The sequence below is a fragment of the Vogesella urethralis genome (assembly GCF_007644045.2).
Lineage (GTDB): Bacteria > Pseudomonadota > Gammaproteobacteria > Burkholderiales > Chromobacteriaceae > Vogesella > Vogesella urethralis.
The window spans coordinates 92,301-106,097 of record NZ_VMDW02000118.1 but is presented as its reverse complement, the minus strand read 5'-3'; the positions used below and the strand labels follow the sequence as shown (position 1 = coordinate 106,097).

Sequence of the window (13,797 nt, the reverse complement as noted above, 5' to 3'; positions counted from 1 at the left end):
TATGCCAGCAAATACCGCCGCTATCGCCTGTGCCCGTACATTCAGTTACTACCTTGACCGCCAGCTTGCCGCCCGCCCCGAAGAGGCCGAGCGCTTGGCCGCCAGGCTGGACCACCCGTTCGACGCCGCCGAGATGGCCGCCTTTGCCGACTGGCAGGGCTTTGACAGCATCGACGCGCTAAGCCCTGCCCTGCGCAAGCTGCGCATTGCCGTGATGGCGCGGCTGATTACCCGCGACCACGCCGGCCTGGCCGACCTGCACGAAGTGGTGACCACCATCAGCCTGCTGGCCGACTTTGCGGTGCAGACCACGCTGCCGGTGGCGCGCCGCGCGCTGGCCAACCTGGGCGCCCCCATCGGCGAAGACAGCGGCGAGGTGCAGCAGCTGATCGTGATCGGCATGGGCAAGCTGGGCGGCTACGAGCTGAACGTCTCCAGCGACATCGACCTGATCTTTGTTTACCCGGAAGACGGCGACACCAGCGGCCCGCGCCGGCTGTCCAACCACGAATACTTCACCCGGCTGGGCAAACTGCTGATCAGCGCCATCAATGACGTCACCTACGACGGCCAGGTGTTCCGCGTCGACATGCGGCTGCGCCCCTACGGCGACAGCGGGCCGCTGGTGATGAGCCTGGCCGCGCTGGAAAACTACCTGCTAACCCAGGGACGCGAATGGGAACGCTACGCCTGGATCAAGGCCCGCGTGATGAGCGGCGACGACAGCCAGCTGGCGCAACTGGTGCGCCCGTTCGTCTACCGCAAATACCTCGACTACGGCGCCTACGGCGCCATGCGCGAGCTGCACGCACAGATCCGCCGCGAAGTGGCGCGCCGTGACATGGCCGACAACATCAAGCTGGGGCCGGGCGGCATTCGTGAAGTGGAGTTCATCGCGCAGGTATTCCAGCTGATACGCGGTGGCCGCGAGCGCCGCCTGCAGCTGAAAAGCACGCGCGACACCTACGCCGTCCTGGCCGAGCTGCGCCTGCTGGAGCCGGACACCGTGGCCGAGCTGCTGGGTGCCTACACCTTCCTGCGCAACCTCGAACACCGCCTGCAGTACCTGGACGACCAGCAGACGCAAAGCCTGCCCGCCAGTGACGAGAACCGGCAGCGCATCGCCAGCAGCATGGGTTTTGCCGACTGGCACGCCTTCCTGAACGAGCTGAACCGCCATCGCCGCCGCGTGACGCGGCACTTCGAGCAAGTGTTCTTCCTGCCCACCGAAGGCGCCGCTGCCCACCCGCTGGAAAACGACTGGCGCGACATCGCCAACGTCGACATCGCGCCCCGGCTGGCCAGCCTGGGCTACCACGACCCGGACGACCTGCAACGCCAGCTGCGCAACCTGGCCTGCGGCCAACGTTACCTGCAGTTGCCGGACGCCAGCCGCAAGAAGCTGGACGCGCTGATGGGCCCGCTGATGGAAGTGGCCGCCAGCTTCGACAACGCCGACACCACGCTGCAGCGCATCCTGCAACTGATCGACGCCATCAGCCGGCGCGCGTCTTACCTGTCGCTGCTGCTGGAATACCCGCAAACGCTGCAGCGGCTGGCTTCGCTGTACTCGTCCAGCGCCTGGGTGTCGGACTACCTGTCGCGCCACCCCATCCTGCTGGACGAACTGCTCGACGCCCGCGTGCTGTACGCCACCCCGGACTGGCCGCAGTTGGCCGCACAACTGGAGCAGCAGCTGCAGGATTGCCACGGCGACGTGGAAGCGCAGATGGACGCGCTGCGCCATTTCCAGCACGCGCAAACCTTCCGCCTGGTAGCGCAAGACCTGGCCGGCATGTGGACACTGGAAGCATTGAGCGACGAACTGTCGCGCCTGGCCGACCTGGTGCTGGACGTCACCGTGCGCCACGCCTGGCTGGACATCCCCAAACGCCACCGTGAGGTGCCGCTGTTCAGCGTGGTGGGCTACGGCAAGCTGGGCGGCAAGGAGCTGGGCTACGCCTCGGACCTGGACGTGATCTTCCTGTACGACGACGATCACCCGGACGCGCCGGACCTGTACTCGCGCCTGGCGCGCAAGATCATTACCTGGCTCACCAGCACTACCTCGGCCGGCGTGCTGTACGACGTGGACATCCGCCTGCGCCCGGACGGCGCCAGCGGCCTGCTGGTGAGCACCACCGACGCCTTCGCGCATTACCAGCACCACAAAGCCTGGCTGTGGGAGCACCAGGCGCTGACCCGCGCCCGCTTTGTGTGCGGCGATGCCGGCATTGGCGCCCGCTTCGAGGCCATCCGCCAGCAGGTGCTGGCGCTACCGCGCGACACCGCAGCCCTGGGCGGCGAAGTAGTGGCCATGCGCAACAAGATGCTGGAAAGCCATGCGGCCAACCCGGAGGACGTCAAACACGCCCGCGGCGGCATCATCGACGTGGAATTCATCGTGCAGTTCCTGATTCTGGCCCACGCCGGCCAGCACCCGGCCCTGCTGGCCAACAGCGGCAATATCGCGCTGCTGGCCGCCGCTGCCGACGCCGGCCTGATCGACGCCACGCTGGCCGAAGCGGCCCGCCAGGCTTACCGCCACTACCGCCGCCTGCAACACGCCAGCCGGCTGGACGGCAGCAGCCGCATTGCGCACCCGCCGCTGGACGACTACGCCCAGGTGCAGGCGCTGTGGCAGGCGGTACTGGGCCCTTACGCGGCGTTACCGGAAAAGCCGGTTCACTTTCAGTAAGGCAACTGTATAATCGCAGCACACCAAAAACAGGACTATTCGGAGAATTCACCATGTCGATGGCAGACCGCGACGGCTTCATCTGGTACAACGGCGAACTGGTAGACTGGCGCAACGCCACCACCCACGTGCTGACCCACACCCTGCACTACGGCATGGGCGTATTCGAAGGCGTCCGCGCCTACGAAACCCCGCGTGGCCCGGCCATTTTCCGCCTGCAGGACCATACCGACCGCCTGTTCCGCTCCGCCAAGATTCTGGGCATGGACCTGCCGTTCAGCAAAGAACAGGTCAACCAGGCCCACCTCGACGTGGTGAAAGCCAACCAGCTGAAGTCGTGCTACTTCCGCCCGATGGCCTTTTACGGCTCCGGCAAGCTGGGTGTGGCACCGAAGAAAGACGACGTACAGCTGATCGTGGCCGCCTGGCCGTGGGGCGCTTACCTGGGCGAAGACGGCCTGGAAAACGGCATCCGCGTGAAGACCAGCTCGTTTACCCGCCATCACGTGAACATCACCATGTGCAAGGCCAAGGCCAACGGCAACTACATGAACTCCATCCTGGCCAACAACGAAGCCACCGCCGACGGCTACGACGAAGCACTGCTGCTGGACGTGGACGGCTTTGTGGCCGAGGGTTCGGGCGAGAACATCTTCATCGTGCGCAAAGGCAAGCTGTACACGCCGGACCTCACCAGCGCACTGGAAGGCATCACCCGTGATACCGTGGTACAGCTGGCCGATGAGATGGGCCTGGAGCTGATCGAAAAACGCATCACCCGCGACGAAGTCTACAGCGCCGACGAAGCCTTCTTCACCGGCACCGCTGCCGAAGTCACCCCGATCCGCGAGCTGGACCGTCGCGCCATCGGCAGCGGCAAACGCGGCCCGATTACCGCCGAAATCCAGAAACGCTACTTCGACTGCGTGAAGGGCCTGGATGAAAGCAAGCAACACTGGCTGACCTACGTCGCCTGATTACACAAGACGGCCCGCCGCGCGCGGGCCCCAACCGGAAGCACACAGCATGGCCGAACTGAAAGAAAACACTGCCCGCACCATCGAAGTTACCGCCAAGGACCTGCCGCTGCACTGTCCGACGCCGGACATGGTGAAGTGGAACTCGCACCCGCGCGTGTTCCTGCCCGTCGCCAAGAATGGCGGTGAAGCCCTGTGCCCGTACTGCGGCACCCGCTACAAGCTGGTGGGCCCGCTGCCGCACGGCCACCACTAAGCCTTTTCTGACCGCCTGAATCAAAGGTGTGGCCTGGCTACACCTTTTTTGCTTGTTTACATGATCAAAAAAATACTGGTAATCGGCCCGTCCTGGGTAGGCGACAGCGTGATGGCGCAGCCCCTGTACCGCCGCCTGCACGAACGCCACCCGGGCCTGGAGCTGCATGTCTTTGCCCCGGCGTGGACGCTGCCGCTGTTGTCGCGCATGCCCGAAGTGGCCAAGTCGCACCTGAACCCTTTCGGCCACGGCCAGCTGCGGCTGGGCGAGCGCTGGAAAGTGGCGCGTGCGCTGCGCCGCGAAAACTTCGACCAGGTGGTGGTGCTGCCCAATTCGCTGAAAGCGGCACTGATACCGTTTCTGGCCGGCATCCCGCTGCGCACCGGCTTTACCGGCGAGCTGCGCTACGGCCTGCTGAACGATACCCGTGAACTGGACGAGCACGAGCTGCCCACCATGGTGGAGCGCTTCTGTGCACTGGGCGAACCGCCGCGCCAGGCGCTGCATCGGCCGATTGCCCACCCGCAATTGCGCTCCACCCCAGCCGAGCAGCAGCGCACAGCCCAGCGCCTGGGCCTGTCGCTGGCACAGCCGGTAGTGGCCATGTGCCCCGGTGCCGAATACGGCCCGGCCAAACGCTGGCCGGCACGCCACTTTGCCGAGCTGGCCCGCCAGTATCACGCCGACGGTTACCAGGTATGGCTGTTCGGCTCCGGCAAGGATAAAGACATCGGCGACGAAATCGCCCGCCTGGCCGACGGCTGCGCGCTGAACCTGTGCGGCAAGACCGGTCTGGAAGAAGCCATCGACCTGATGGGCCTGGCCAGCCTGGCCATCTGCAACGACTCCGGCCTGATGCACGTGGCGGCGGCGCTGGGCATTCCTCTGGTGGGCGTATATGGCTCGTCCAGCCCGGATTTCACGCCGCCGCTCAGCCACCGTGCCAGCATCGTGTCGCTGAACATGGACTGCAGCCCCTGCTTCGAACGCACCTGCCCGTACAAACACACCCACTGCCTGGAAAACCTGCTACCCGCCCAGGTACGCAGTGCGGCCGACGCCTTGCTGCGCCAGCCAGCCCAGGAACCCACCCAGACGAGCCAAGCATGAGCCGCAACGACCTGAACAACCACCAGGAAGCCAACAGTCGCCGCATGGAGCTGATCCGTGCCGCAGCCAAGCTGTTTCGCGACCAAGGCTACGAACGCACCACTGTGCGCGACCTAGGCAATGCCGTCGGGCTGCAATCGGGCAGCCTGTTCTACCACTTCCGCACCAAGGAAGAGATCCTGGTCGCCGTGATGGCTCTGGGCATTACCGCCACCACCGAGCAGCTGGCGCTGGCACTGGCTACCGCCCCCGATATCCGCAGCAAGTTGGCCGCACTGTTTCACGTCCACCTGCACTCGCTGCTGGGCGACAACCAGGCCGCGCTGGAAGTCATGCTGTACGAGTGGCGCAGCGTGTCCGACAGCGCCAAACCGGGCCTGATCGTGCTGCGCGACCGCTACGAATCACTATGGCAAGGCGTACTGGACGAAGCCGCCGCCCAGGGCCTGATCAAGCAGGACACCCACCTGCTGCGCCGCACGCTGCTGGGCAGCCTGCACTGGACCGTGCAGTGGTACCGCAACGACGGCGAGCTGAGCGTAGCGCAACTGGCCGACCGCATGCTGGCGCTGACCCTGCAGCAGGGCTAGGCGAGCACGCTGCCAGCGTCTAAGCTGACAATGGCACCTTGCGGGAGACAGCCATGAACAAACACCGGCTTGGCAAAAGCGCCTGGGCAGCACTGGGTTACCTGAACCTGGCGCTGGGCCTGATCGGCGCCGTTACCCCGCTACTGCCGACCACGGTGTTCATCCTGATGGCGGCTGCCTGTTTTGCCCGCAGCCATCCGCAACTGGAACAGCGCCTGCTGGACCACCCGCGCTTCGGGCCGGCCATCCGCGACTGGCGAACTTATCGCGGCATGCGCAGACAAACCAAGCGTGTCGCCCTGCTGGCCATGGCGCTGTCGTTCAGCATCAGCCTGGCCCTACTGGGGCAGCTGCCCCTGCTGCAAGCCATGTTGGCCGCACTGTGGTTGGGTTTGTCGGCCTGGATCTGGCACCTGCCTACCGTCACCGCCGACAGCCCGGGGCAGCCACTACCGCAATGTGCACTGCGGCAAGGTGTGCACCAGGAGGAGTCTCATGGACATCAGCAGCACTAACCCGCTCAGCCCCAGCCCGCTGTACCGTGACAGCGTGGCCGCCCGTCAGCGTGAATTGCCGCAAACCGGCAGTCTGGAAAGCGCCGGCCAGCAAGCGCTGGAGGCCAGCACCGCCCGGGATGCCCAGTTACAGGCAGCCACCCAGCAAGTAGCTGGCAAGCCGGAAAATGCCGCCCCGCAGTTGAACAACCGCGCCATCGACCTGCAAAACAGCCTGCAAGCCCAGCTGTTAAGCACCCAGGCCCTGCGTTTGCAGCAAACCCAGCAGCAAACCGCCAGCGTGGTGCAAACCGCCAGCAACGAGCCGACCACCTCGCCACCGGCACAGCCTGCGGCCAACCTGGCCACCCGCAACGACAACGCGCAGCCCAATGCACCATCCGGCATCAGCGCACCGCCGCCCGAGGCGCAGGCCCAGCAGACCGCCACCCCGCGCAGCACGCCGCAAGCCGCCAGCCAGCCGGAAGACAGCAGCCGCGCCGAGCTGAACGCCAGCGCCCAGCAACAGGCCGTAGCGCAGTACCAGGCCACGCAATCGCTACTGCAAAGCAGCAGCGGCAGCCGGGTAAGCTTCAGCGTCTGAACCGTACCGCGCCATGAAAAAACCCGCCTGTAACAGGCGGGTTTTTGCTGCCGGCGGACAGGATCAGATCAGGCCTTGACGTCAACATTCTGCCCCAGATGCGGCGGATTGTTGGTTTTGGGCGCGTTCTGCTCCACCGAAGCCATCAGCGTGGACATCATGTCGCTGGATGCCTCCATCGATTTCTTCAGCACGAAGGTTTCGGTGGTCTGTTTCACACTCGCGCTGCTGCTGGCGCCTACTTCCATCATTTACTCCTTTCGGTAGCCAGAAACTATTTGGCAGGTAGAAACACTTTATCGGCCTGCTTCCGGAATACTGTTAAAATATACACAATCTGTCCGTACTACACAGGAAAAACCCCATGAGCCAAACCCGTCATAGCCCCCTGCTGATTCTCGGTTCCGGCCCGGCTGGCTACACCGCCGCGGTATACGCTGCACGCGCCAACCTCAACCCCGTTCTGATTACCGGCATGGCGCAAGGCGGCCAGCTGATGACCACCACCGACGTGGACAACTGGCCTGCCGACGTAGCCGGCGTACAGGGTCCGGAGCTAATGCAGCGCTTCCAGCAGCACGCCGAGCGCTTTGGCACCGAAATGATCTTCGACCACATCCACACCGCCAAGCTGGATGAGAAACCGATCCGCCTGGTGGGCGACAGCGGCGAATACACCTGCGATGCCCTGATCATCGCTACCGGCGCGTCGGCCAAATACCTGGGCCTGCCGTCCGAGCAAGCCTTTGCCGGCAAGGGTGTATCGGCCTGCGCCACCTGCGACGGTTTCTTCTACCGCAACCAGGACGTGGCCGTGGTAGGCGGCGGCGACACTGCGGTGGAAGAGGCGCTGTACCTGGCCAACATCACCAAGCACGTTACCCTGATCCACCGTCGCGACACCTTCCGCGCCGAAAAAATCATGGTCGACAAGCTGATGGCCCGCGTCGCCGAAGGCAAGATCACCCTGAAGCTGAACGCCAATCTGGACGAAATCCTGGGCGACGACAGCGGCGTGACCGGCGCCCGCCTGAAGTTCAACGACGGCAGCACCGAAGAGATCAACGTGATGGGCGTGTTCATCGCCATCGGCCACAAGCCGAACACCGACATCTTCAAGGGTCAGCTGGAGCTGGATGAAACCGGCTACATCGTTACCCGCGCCGGCCGTGACGGCAACGCCACCGCCACCAGCGCACCGGGCGTGTTTGCCGCCGGCGACGTACAGGACCACAACTACCGCCAGGCCATCACCAGCGCCGCATCCGGCTGCCAGGCTGCCCTGGACGCTGAGCGTTACCTGGACCATCTGGGCTAATACGGCGTTGAAGTCGCTCAAGGAGCAACTGAAGCCGATCAAACCACAGGCAAGGCCCGCAAGGGTCTTGCCTGTGGCTATTGTGGCTGCGCCCGAGCCGGAGCCGGACTTCCCAGCCCTGATGCGCGACGTGCGGCCGCTTAAGCCGGACGGCCGCGTGCAGGCGCCGCTACCGCGACCGCGCCCGCGGCCGCTGCACCACGCCGGCCACCGCCTGTACAGCAACAACCCGGACCACAGCCTGTTTGCGCAGATGCTGGGCTGGTTCGAACCCGCCCATATCGACATCGAACACCGAAGCCCCGGCATGCCGGCGCACACGCTGAAAAAGCTGAAAGCCGGCCACTGGCCAGTGTGTGCCGAGCTGGATCTGCACGGCCTGGACCGCTTTGAAGCACACGAACAGCTGGCACTATTCCTGCACCGCGCCCGCCACCAGGGCCAGTGCGTGCGCATCATCCACGGCAAGGGCCTGAGCTCGCGCGGCGAGCCGGTACTGCCCAAAATGGTACGCAGCTGGCTTACCCACCATCCAGACGTACTGGCATTTTGCGAAACCCGCCTGCAGCACGGCGGCAGCGGCGCCGTGCTGGCGCTGCTGCGCCGTCCGGACTGACACCATGGAGAAAGCAATGGAACAGATCACCCCCTTCAGCGCCCCGGCCACCAGCGGCCAGACCATCAGCCTGCCCGCCGCCGGCCTGACCGTGCTGTACTTCTACCCCAAGGACAGCACCCCGGGCTGCACCACCCAGGCTATCGGTTTTCGTGACCACCACGCCGCGTTTGCTGCGGCCAACGTCACCATCGTCGGCGTGTCGCGCGACAGCCTGAAATCGCACGAGAACTTCAAGGCCAAGTACGAATTGCCATTTGAATTGATCAGCGATCCGGAGGAAACTGTATGTAATCTGTTCGCTGTCATGAAGCTGAAAAATATGTACGGCAAACAGGTAAGAGGGATCGAACGCAGCACCTTCGTCATCGACAGCGCGGGCAAGATCCTCAAAGCCTGGCGCGGCCTGAAGGTCCCTGGCCACGTCGAAGAAGTGCTGGCATTCGTGAATTCGCTATAAGCGCAGGGTCTGGCATACCGCGAGGCCCCGCTCATCAAGGGGCCTCTATCATGGCAAGCCGCAAAAAGACCAAAACCGTCAAGCTGTTTGTTCTCGATACCAATGTGCTGTTGCACGACCCTACCTGCCTGTTCCGCTTCGAGGAACACGACGTCTTCATCCCCATCATCACGCTGGAAGAGCTGGACACCCACAAGAAGGGCATGACCGAAGTGGCGCGCAACGCCCGCCAGGCCAGCCGCTTTCTGGACGAGATCGTGCGCGCCGGCGCCGGCAGCATCGACACCGGCATCCCGCTGCAAAGCGCCAGCCGTGACGCCGCCAGCGGCAAGCTGCGGCTGCAGACCCAGGCCATCCACGCCGTGCTGCCCGCCTCCATGCCGGTAGGCAAGGCCGACAATCAGATCCTGGGCATCGTGATGGCGCTGAAAGAGCGCGAGCCCGGCCGCAACGTGATCCTGGTGTCCAAAGACATCAATATGCGCATCAAGGCCAGCGCACTGGGGCTGGAGGCCGAAGACTATTTCAACGACAAGGTGCTGGAAGACACCGACCTGCTGTACACCGGCACCCGCGAAATCGACCCCGGCTTCTGGGACCGCAATGGCAAAGACCTCAAATCGTGGCAGGAACACGGCCGCACCTACTACCAGATCAAGGGTAGCGACGTTGCCAGCCTGCACCTGAACCAGCTGCTTTGGCAGCAAGGCGACCAGCCCTTGCAATGTCGCGTCACCCAGATCGACGGCAAGAGCGCGGTACTGGAAACGCTGAAGGACTACAGCCACCAGAAGAACAACGTGTGGGGCATTACCGCGCGCAACCGCGAACAGAACTTCGCGCTAAACCTGCTGATGAACCCGGAAATCGACTTCGTCACCCTGCTGGGCCAGGCCGGCACCGGCAAGACGCTGCTGACGTTGGCCGCAGGCCTGGCGATGACGCTGGAGCAAAAGCTGTACAGCGAAATCATCATGACCCGCGTTACCGTGCCGGTGGGCGAAGACATCGGCTTCCTGCCCGGCACCGAAGAAGAAAAAATGCTGCCGTGGATGGGCGCACTGGAAGACAACCTGGACGTGCTCAACCGCAACGAGGACGATGGCGGCGAGTGGGGCCGTGCCGCCACCCGCGACCTGATCCGCAGCCGCATCAAGGTGAAATCGCTGAACTTCATGCGCGGTCGCACCTTCCTCAACAAATACCTGATCATCGACGAAGCGCAGAACCTGACGCCCAAGCAGATGAAAACCCTGATCACCCGCGCCGGCCCCGGCACCAAGGTGGTCTGCCTGGGCAACATCAGCCAGATCGACACGCCCTACCTTACCGAGGGCAGCTCCGGCCTGACTTACGTCGTTGACCGCTTCAAAGGCTGGGATCATTCCGGCCACATCACCCTGCAGCGCGGCGAACGCTCGCGTCTGGCAGATCACGCCGCCGAGGTACTGTGAGTTCGCTACAACTTGAGTTGATCCACCACGCACCGGCGGGGGCCGCACTGGACGTGCCGCCCCTGCTGTTTATCCACGGCGCGTACAGCAGCGCCCGCTGCTGGCAGCAGCACTTTCTGCCCTGGTTTGCCGCGCAAGGCTACGACTGCTGGGCACTGAGCCTGGAAGGCCACGGCCACAGCGAAGGCCAGGCCTGGCTGGCCGCCACCAGCATTGACGACTACGTGGCCAACGTGGCGCAGGCAGTACGGCAGATCGGCCGCGCGCCGGTGTTGCTGGGCCATTCGATGGGCGGTTTCGTGTGCCAGCAATACCTGCAGCGCCACCAGGCGGCTGCGCTGGTACTGCTGGCGTCGGTACCGCACACCGGGCTTGCCGCCTCCACCTGGCGGCTGTTCAGCCAGTCACCCGGCATGCTGCTGGGGCTCAACCTGTTTCAGCAAGGCAACTACCAGCCACACACCAGCGAACTGCAAGGCATGCTGTTTTCGGCCGACGCCCCGCTAGCGGACGTGGCCTGGATGGCGGCCAACAGCCAGGTGGAGAGCGTGCGCGCCATCATGGACATGTCGATGGTGTCGCCGCTGGCAAGGCCGCGGCTGAACTTGCCGGTACTGATACTGGGCGGCGAGCACGACCAGCTGATCAGCGCCGCCGAAGTGCGGCAGATGGCGCAAGCGCTGGGCCTGCCGTGCGAGATCCTGCCCGGCACCGCCCACATGCTGATGCTGGACACGCGCTGGCAGTATGCCGCCCAGCGTATCCATCACTGGTTGCAGCAACACTTGATGACATAGTCACGCTTTGCTACCGTGTGCATCCCGCCCGGCAACCGCCGGGCTTTTCGTGTCGCCGTTTGCACAACAGCGACCGCCTTTGCTGACAGGAAACAAACATGGCTGGTAGTAGCCTGCTAATGCTGATTGATGACATCGCCACTATTCTGGACGACGTGGCGGTAATGACCAAAGTGGCCGCCAAGAAAACCGCCGGCGTACTGGGTGACGACCTGGCGCTGAACGCGCAACAGGTGGCCGGCGTGCAAGCCGACCGCGAGCTGCCGGTGGTCTGGGCCGTAGCGCTGGGCTCGCTGCGAAACAAGGCCATTCTGGTACCGTTGGCGCTGGCCATCAGCGCCTTTGCACCAATCCTGATCACCCCGCTGCTGATGATAGGCGGCGCCTTCCTGTGCTTTGAAGGCGTGGAAAAACTGGCGCACAAATACCTGCACGCCGCAGAGGAAGACGCCGAGCACAGCGACAGGTTGGCCGCACTGACCAACCCCGACGTGGACATGGTGGCCTACGAGAAAGACAAGATCAAAGGCGCCATCACCACCGACTTCATCCTGTCCGCCGAGATCATCGCCATCACGCTGGGCACCGTCGCCACGCAGCCGTTCATGTCGCAGCTGGTGGTGCTGACCGGCATCTCGCTGATCATGACTGTCGGCGTGTACGGCCTGGTAGCCGGCATCGTCAAGCTGGACGACATCGGCCTGTACCTGACACGCAAACCGGGTGCTGCCAGCCAGCAACTGGGCCGTGCGCTGGTAAACGCCGCCCCGCCGCTGATGCGCTTTCTGGCCGTGGCCGGCACTATCGCGATGTTCCTGGTTGGCGGTGGCATCCTTACCCACGGCCTGCCGTTCGCCCACCACGCCATCGAAGCCGCCGCTCACAGCGTGGCCGGGGTCGCCGGCATCGGCGGCCTGCTGGCGGCCATTATACCGGCGGTGCTGGACGGGTTGTTCGGCGTGGTAGCCGGCGCACTGGTACTGGCTGTGGTGATGGCAATCGGCAAGCTGCGCGGGGAAAAAGCGCACTGACGCGCAGCCTACTGTCCCGCCAAACACAAACCCCGCCAACTGGCGGGGTTTGCTTTTATGGCTGACACCTGCGACCAACCTGGTGGCGGTGCACTCAGGCAAAGCGGCGCGAGGCGTCCAAAGCCAGGCCGCTGCCGATACTGCCGTAGCGGTCGCCCTCCACGGCCTGCGCGGCAGGGAACATGGCGGCAATGCGCTGGCGCAGCAGTGGCACGCCGCTGGAGCCACCGGTAAAGAACACGGTATCCACCTCGCCTGCCTGCAGCTGCGCGTCGGCCAGCAAACGCGTGACCGTGGTTTCGATGCTGACAATCTGTTTCTCGATCGCCTCGTCGAAATCGCTGCGCAACACCTCGTGCCACAGATCGCGCTCGATCTCGCTCATGTCCAGCCGCGTGCTGGCCACGTCGGATAAGGCAATCTTGGCCGCTTCCACCTGGATGGCCAGCCAGTGGCCGGCGCGCTTGTCGATCAGCGAAAACAAGCGGTCCAGCTTGCGCTGCTCCAGCGCGTCCGGGTAAATGCCCTGCAGGTCGTTCAGGGCCTTGCGGGTGTAGGCAAAGTTGATGGTGTGCCAGGTGGCCAGGTTGAAGTAGAAACCGGACGGCACCTCGGCGTTGTTCTTCAGGCGCGTGCGGTAGCCCAGCTGCGGCATCACCGCGTGCAGACTGAGCTGCTTGTCGAAGTCGGTGCCGCCGATATGCACACCGCCGTTAGCCAGAATGTCGGCGCGACGATCCAGCAGGTGGGCACGCTCCGGCGACAGGCGCAGCAGCGAAAAGTCGGAAGTACCGCCACCGATATCGACGATCAGCACCAGCTCCTCGCGCTGCACGCGGCTTTCGTAGTCGAACGCGGCGGCAATCGGCTCGAACTGGAACGCCACTTCCTTGAAACCGACACGGCGGGCGATGTCGCCCAGCGTGTCTTGCGCCAGGCGGTCGGCCACCGGGTCGTCATCTACAAAGAACACCGGGCGGCCGAACACGGCCTGCTCGAAAGCGCGGCCAGCCTGACGCTCGGCGCGCTGCTTGAGCTCGCCGATGAACAGCGTCAGCAAGTCCAGAAAACGCAGCGGACGCCCCTGCACTTCGGTCTGCCCGTTCATCAGGCTGGTACCCAGAATGCTCTTCAGCGAGCGCATCAGGCGGCCTTCGTAGCCATCCAGATACTCGGCGATGGCGGCGCGGCCAACCGCCGTGCTTTCTTCCTCGGCATTGAAGAACACTACCGACGGCAGCGTGGTCTTGCCGTCTTCCAGCGCCAGCAGGCTGGGCTCACCGGGGCGGCACCAGCCCACGGTCGAATTGGACGTACCAAAGTCCACGCCACAGGCTTTTACGGTCATGCTTATCCACCCCCTCAGGCAAAAGGAGCGGGATTATAGCGAAA

General features: G+C 64.3%; 15 protein-coding genes. 13 read left to right on the top strand and 2 right to left on the bottom strand.

Annotation, left to right across the window (positions count from 1 at the left end; genetic code table 11):
* Position 1: 1 nt before the first annotated feature.
* Genes glnE through FLQ03_RS15230 form a run of 7 tightly spaced genes read left to right on the top strand, consistent with a single transcriptional unit; the run spans position 2 to position 6,729 of the window.
* The gene (gene glnE, locus FLQ03_RS15260; RefSeq protein WP_144371749.1) at positions 2–2,698 is read left to right on the top strand and encodes a bifunctional [glutamate--ammonia ligase]-adenylyl-L-tyrosine phosphorylase/[glutamate--ammonia-ligase] adenylyltransferase; all 2,697 of its coding nucleotides are present in this window, start codon (positions 2–4) and stop codon (positions 2,696–2,698) included.
* 53 nt (positions 2,699–2,751) lie between these two features.
* Positions 2,752–3,675 (top strand): branched-chain amino acid transaminase, encoded by a 924-nt coding sequence (locus tag FLQ03_RS15255; RefSeq protein WP_144371748.1) that lies wholly within the window; start codon positions 2,752–2,754, stop codon positions 3,673–3,675.
* Between the two features lie 49 nt (positions 3,676–3,724).
* A complete protein-coding gene (locus FLQ03_RS15250; protein WP_144371747.1) occupies positions 3,725–3,931 on the top strand; it encodes a zinc-finger domain-containing protein in 207 nt (68 codons plus the stop codon).
* A gap of 60 nt (positions 3,932–3,991) precedes the next feature.
* Positions 3,992–5,041, top strand: a complete 1,050-nt coding sequence (gene waaF, locus FLQ03_RS15245) for a lipopolysaccharide heptosyltransferase II (protein ID WP_144371746.1) — start codon at positions 3,992–3,994, stop codon at positions 5,039–5,041.
* Positions 5,038–5,631 (top strand): TetR/AcrR family transcriptional regulator, encoded by a 594-nt coding sequence (locus FLQ03_RS15240; protein WP_144371745.1) that lies wholly within the window; start codon positions 5,038–5,040, stop codon positions 5,629–5,631. The genes waaF and FLQ03_RS15240 overlap by 4 nt, the downstream gene beginning before the upstream one ends.
* Positions 5,632–5,684: 53 nt before the next feature.
* Positions 5,685–6,146, top strand: a complete 462-nt coding sequence (locus FLQ03_RS15235) for a YbaN family protein (RefSeq protein ID WP_144371744.1) — start codon at positions 5,685–5,687, stop codon at positions 6,144–6,146.
* Complete coding sequence (locus tag FLQ03_RS15230) at positions 6,127–6,729, top strand: hypothetical protein (protein ID WP_144371743.1); 603 nt, start codon at positions 6,127–6,129, stop codon at positions 6,727–6,729. The genes FLQ03_RS15235 and FLQ03_RS15230 overlap by 20 nt, the downstream gene beginning before the upstream one ends.
* 68 nt (positions 6,730–6,797) lie before the next feature.
* Here the strand turns inward: FLQ03_RS15230 and FLQ03_RS15225 are convergent, their stop codons facing one another.
* On the bottom strand, positions 6,798–6,980 hold the full coding sequence (locus tag FLQ03_RS15225) for a YjfB family protein (RefSeq protein WP_144371742.1): 183 nt from the start codon (positions 6,978–6,980) through the stop codon (positions 6,798–6,800).
* 113 nt (positions 6,981–7,093) lie between these two features.
* On the opposite strand from FLQ03_RS15225, the gene trxB reads away from it, so the two are divergent.
* The 6 genes from trxB (at position 7,094) to FLQ03_RS15195 (ending at position 12,405) form a co-directional block, all read left to right on the top strand.
* A complete protein-coding gene (trxB, locus tag FLQ03_RS15220; protein WP_144371741.1) occupies positions 7,094–8,047 on the top strand; it encodes a thioredoxin-disulfide reductase in 954 nt (317 codons plus the stop codon).
* Between the two features lie 73 nt (positions 8,048–8,120).
* Complete coding sequence (locus FLQ03_RS15215; RefSeq protein WP_240802284.1) at positions 8,121–8,663, top strand: Smr/MutS family protein; 543 nt, start codon at positions 8,121–8,123, stop codon at positions 8,661–8,663.
* 16 nt (positions 8,664–8,679) lie between these two features.
* Positions 8,680–9,123 carry a peroxiredoxin gene (locus FLQ03_RS15210; protein WP_144371739.1) on the top strand — a complete coding sequence of 148 codons (444 nt, stop codon included), beginning with the start codon at positions 8,680–8,682 and terminating at the stop codon, positions 9,121–9,123.
* Positions 9,124–9,173: 50 nt separating this feature from the next.
* Positions 9,174–10,577: a PhoH family protein gene (locus FLQ03_RS15205; RefSeq protein WP_144371738.1), complete on the top strand. Its 1,404-nt coding sequence runs from the start codon at positions 9,174–9,176 to the stop codon at positions 10,575–10,577.
* Positions 10,574–11,374 (top strand): alpha/beta hydrolase, encoded by an 801-nt coding sequence (locus FLQ03_RS15200; protein ID WP_144371737.1) that lies wholly within the window; start codon positions 10,574–10,576, stop codon positions 11,372–11,374. The genes FLQ03_RS15205 and FLQ03_RS15200 overlap by 4 nt, the downstream gene beginning before the upstream one ends.
* A 98-nt stretch (positions 11,375–11,472) precedes the next feature.
* Positions 11,473–12,405, top strand: a complete 933-nt coding sequence (locus tag FLQ03_RS15195; protein ID WP_144371736.1) for a DUF808 domain-containing protein — start codon at positions 11,473–11,475, stop codon at positions 12,403–12,405.
* Positions 12,406–12,499: 94 nt separating this feature from the next.
* Here FLQ03_RS15195 and FLQ03_RS15190 read toward each other — a convergent pair whose 3' ends face one another.
* On the bottom strand, positions 12,500–13,753 hold the full coding sequence (locus FLQ03_RS15190; protein WP_144371735.1) for an Hsp70 family protein: 1,254 nt from the start codon (positions 13,751–13,753) through the stop codon (positions 12,500–12,502).
* Positions 13,754–13,797: the final 44 nt, after the last annotated feature.

Coding starts and splice junctions, on each gene's coding strand:
- glnE (WP_144371749.1), top strand. CDS start 2: ATGCCAGCAAATACCGCCGCTATCGCCTGTGCCCGTACATTCAGTTAC.
- FLQ03_RS15195 (WP_144371736.1), top strand. CDS start 11,473: ATGGCTGGTAGTAGCCTGCTAATGCTGATTGATGACATCGCCACTATT.
- waaF (WP_144371746.1), top strand. CDS start 3,992: ATGATCAAAAAAATACTGGTAATCGGCCCGTCCTGGGTAGGCGACAGC.
- FLQ03_RS15190 (WP_144371735.1), bottom strand. CDS start 13,753: ATGACCGTAAAAGCCTGTGGCGTGGACTTTGGTACGTCCAATTCGACC.
- trxB (WP_144371741.1), top strand. CDS start 7,094: ATGAGCCAAACCCGTCATAGCCCCCTGCTGATTCTCGGTTCCGGCCCG.
- FLQ03_RS15235 (WP_144371744.1), top strand. CDS start 5,685: ATGAACAAACACCGGCTTGGCAAAAGCGCCTGGGCAGCACTGGGTTAC.
- FLQ03_RS15250 (WP_144371747.1), top strand. CDS start 3,725: ATGGCCGAACTGAAAGAAAACACTGCCCGCACCATCGAAGTTACCGCC.
- FLQ03_RS15225 (WP_144371742.1), bottom strand. CDS start 6,980: ATGATGGAAGTAGGCGCCAGCAGCAGCGCGAGTGTGAAACAGACCACC.
- FLQ03_RS15240 (WP_144371745.1), top strand. CDS start 5,038: ATGAGCCGCAACGACCTGAACAACCACCAGGAAGCCAACAGTCGCCGC.
- FLQ03_RS15255 (WP_144371748.1), top strand. CDS start 2,752: ATGTCGATGGCAGACCGCGACGGCTTCATCTGGTACAACGGCGAACTG.
- FLQ03_RS15210 (WP_144371739.1), top strand. CDS start 8,680: ATGGAACAGATCACCCCCTTCAGCGCCCCGGCCACCAGCGGCCAGACC.
- FLQ03_RS15230 (WP_144371743.1), top strand. CDS start 6,127: ATGGACATCAGCAGCACTAACCCGCTCAGCCCCAGCCCGCTGTACCGT.
- FLQ03_RS15205 (WP_144371738.1), top strand. CDS start 9,174: ATGGCAAGCCGCAAAAAGACCAAAACCGTCAAGCTGTTTGTTCTCGAT.